Genomic DNA, 3,039 nt, shown 5'->3' with positions numbered 1-3,039 from the left:
CGAGCATCGGCGGCTGGTCCCAGCGGGTCTCGGTCGCACCGCAGGTCTGGATGGCGGCGAACTCGATCTCGCCAACGACGTCCGGCAGCTTCAGGAAGACGGCGAACTCGTCGAACTGGTCGGCCGGCAGGTTTCCCGTCCACGTCACCGCCTGGATCTCGCCGCCCTCGCCGGGCCGCCGCTCGACGCTGACCGTCCAGCCGGCCTTCGGCTGGGCGCGCATCGCCGGCAGGCCGGCGGGCGCCTCGATCCGCACCGCGGTCGTCGCCTCGGCGCCGGCGCAGGCGTGGCCGACCCGGAAACGGATGGCCTCATAGCTGCCGGCCGGCGCCTCGGCGGGGATCGGCGAGATGTGCGCCGCCGCCGGGCCGGCCGCGCCGAGCGCCGTGACGAACGCGGCGGTTCTCAGAAGTCCCATTTGACGCCTCCGAAGATGGAACGGCCGTCCCCCGGCCAGTAGGCGGCGCTGCCCGCGCCGGTGGTGATCTGTGGCTGGACGTTGGAAATGTAACGCCTGTCGGCGAGGTTGCGCGCCTCGACGAACACCGCGACGCCGCCACGCAGCTCGAAGCCGGCGTTGAGGTTCACCAGCACATAGCCGTCGGCCTTGTCGGTGTTGGCGAAGTCGCTCCACACGCCCGACGGCGACCATTCCAGCGAGGGCGCCACGAACGCCCCGCCCGGATGCTGGTAGCGCAGCTCCGCCCGGTAGAAATGCTCCGGCACGACCGGCAGGCGCTTTCCCTCGCCCCGGAAATCCGACCAGGTGTAGGTCTGCCGCAGCCGCAGCGGCCCGACGGTCCAGTCGAGCGCCGCCTCCAGACCCTGATGCACGGTGTCGTCGGCGTTGAAGGTGATCGCCGGCCCGTTCGCCGTCGTCGCATAGAGCAGCAGCTCGTTGCGCAGCTCGGCCCGATAGGCGCTGACGTCCCAGGCCAGGGCGCCGCGCCGGCCTCGCGTACCGATCTCCCAGGTCCATGCGCTCTGCGCATCGATGTCCGCCAGCCCCTGGTTGCTCGGCGACAGGGCGCTGAAGTTCGGCGGCTCGACCGAGCGGGTCAGGTTGGCGAACACCTGCTCTCCCCCGGGCGCTTGCCACAGCAGCCCGATGCGCGGCGCGAACCAGCTGTAGGTCCGCGAGGCCGCCAGGTCGAAGGCCGGCGTTCCGGCGATCGCGAAGCTGCGGTAGTCGCGCTCCGCCCGCCCCCAGGTCCCGCCGGCCACCAGCGCCAGCGCCGGGGTGACGAACACCCGCCCCTCGGCGAAGGCGTCGAGCGCGCGGGCGTTCTGCAGGCTGGTCGACATCCGCCGCCCCCGCGCGCCCTTCACGTTCAGGTAGAAGTTGGAATCGAGGTCGCCCTCCCGCGCCCACACCCCGGCGTAGGCGTCCGCCCGCCGCCCGCCCAACTCGCCGTCCCAGTCGAGCCGCAGGAAGCCGCCGTAGTTGCGGCTCTGCTGGTCGATGACCTGGAAGATCGGGTGGTCGAGGTCCTTCCACACGGCATAGCCCGCGGCCTCCACCGACAGCCCCTCGGCCAGCGGCCAGCGGACCCGCAACAGGGCCCGCAGATTGCGCACGTCCCGCGCCTGGTCGTTCGCGTAGGACGCCGGCGCCGGCTGTCGCGGATCGGCGTCGAACTGCGCCCGCGTCAGGGCGCCCGGGATCTCCTGGTCGATGTTCGCGCCGCTGATCGTCAGCCGCGCCTCGCCGCCGTTGGCAAAGCCGCGCCCGAGGTTGAGCGTCGCGAACTGCAGGTTCTGCTGGCTCTGCGGCCGCCAGCCCTGGCCGGTCTGGTTCGTCCCGGCGAGATAGAGGTCCCAGTCGCCGACCTGCCGCGCGACCGCCACGTGCTGGCGAACGAGGCCGAACGCGCCGGCGTCGATCCGCACGCGGTTGGCAAAGCCGGCGTCGGCGCCGGTCGGGGTCACGACGTTGATCGCCCCGCCGAGCAGCGAGCCGCCGAACCGCAGCGCGTTGCCGCCGCGATGGACCTCGACGTAGCGGGCGATCAGCGGGTCGACCGCCTGGCTGTCGCCATAGCCGTCGGCCTCGTTCAGCGGCACGCCGTCCTGGGCGAGCAGCAGGCCGCGGTTGTGGTTGGCGTTGCCGAGGCCCGAGCCGCGGATCGAGATGCGGATGTCGCCGCCCCACTTCTTCTGGGCGTAGACCCCCGGCGCGTCGCGCAGGACGTCGTCGAGGGCGAGGGCCAGCCGGCGCTCATAGGATTCCGCCGAGATCACCGAGACGGCGCCGGGGGTTTCCGACAGGCGGGTGCGGGCGGCGCCGACGACCGGCGGCTCCTCGGGGTTGGCGCGGGCGGTGACGATGACCGAGTCCAGCACCGGCGGGGCGGCCTCGGCCGCGGCGATGCCCGGACAGGCCGCGAGCGCGCCGGCCAGGGCCCGCGCGAGCGGCTTGAGGGAAGACATGATGAAGGCTCCGAACGGATGACGAAGGGCGCGCGGGCGCGCGCCGGCGAGGTCAGGCGTTCGGGATCGGCGGGCCTTGCGACGGCGGTCGGGGCGGTGCACGGGCCCGGCGCAGGCCAGGCTCGGTGGTCGTCGTCTCCGGCGCGACGCCGGTCGGGAAGTGGGCGCGCACAAGGGTAAGCAGCGGCGGCGGGCTCGCCGCGATGCTCAGGCCCAGGCAGTCCTGGCAGGGCAGGCCGGCGAACCCCTGGCGGGTCTCGCCGTCGTCGTCGGTCAGGGTGATGGTCTGCGCGCCCATGGCGGTGCAGATCACCATCGTCCGTTCGGGCCGGTCGCCGGAGGCGGCGAGGGCGGCCGACGGAACCAGCGCCTGGATCAGCAGCGCGAGCAGGCCGATCAGGACGGGGGCCCACGTCGCCCGCGGGCGACGGCCCGGATGTGCGGCGCTGGCCATGGCGGCGCATTTACCCCTCGCGGGCGGTTTTCTCAACCGGTCGCGGTGGGCCATAGTCGCCCGACTCAAAAGACGGAGCGCGAATGGAAGGCCACGTCGACACGGGCGCCTACAAGGATGTGGTCCTGTTCCTCGCCACGGCGGGGATCGTCGTG

The 3,039-nt window shown here is 73.0% G+C and carries 3 protein-coding genes; all 3 read right to left on the bottom strand.

All coding sequences use genetic code 11. The features are described 5' to 3' along the window. Positions 1 to 418: YcnI family protein (locus tag ACILRF_RS15790; RefSeq protein ID WP_395674572.1), on the bottom strand; the 418-nt coding region annotated here is incomplete at its 3' end. Further along, positions 406 to 2,430 carry a TonB-dependent receptor family protein gene (locus ACILRF_RS15785; protein WP_395674570.1) on the bottom strand — a complete coding sequence of 675 codons (2,025 nt, stop codon included), beginning with the start codon at positions 2,428 to 2,430 and terminating at the stop codon, positions 406 to 408. The genes ACILRF_RS15785 and ACILRF_RS15790, both read right to left, overlap by 13 nt. A 52-nt stretch (positions 2,431 to 2,482) precedes the next feature. Beyond that, positions 2,483 to 2,884, bottom strand: coding sequence for a DUF2946 family protein (locus tag ACILRF_RS15780; RefSeq protein WP_395674568.1), 402 nt, complete (start codon positions 2,882 to 2,884; stop codon positions 2,483 to 2,485). Between the last annotated feature and the right edge of the window lie 155 nt (positions 2,885 to 3,039).

Origin of the sequence: Phenylobacterium sp., assembly GCF_044236515.1 — a bacterium.
GTDB lineage: Bacteria > Pseudomonadota > Alphaproteobacteria > Caulobacterales > Caulobacteraceae > Phenylobacterium.
This window is presented reverse-complemented; position numbering and strand designations above follow the sequence as displayed.

What these genes read in the sequence shown, in the direction of transcription:
- ACILRF_RS15780 (WP_395674568.1), bottom strand. Translation starts at nt 2,884, where the DNA reads ATGGCCAGCGCCGCACATCCGGGCCGTCGCCCGCGGGCGACGTGGGCC.
- ACILRF_RS15785 (WP_395674570.1), bottom strand. Translation starts at nt 2,430, where the DNA reads ATGTCTTCCCTCAAGCCGCTCGCGCGGGCCCTGGCCGGCGCGCTCGCG.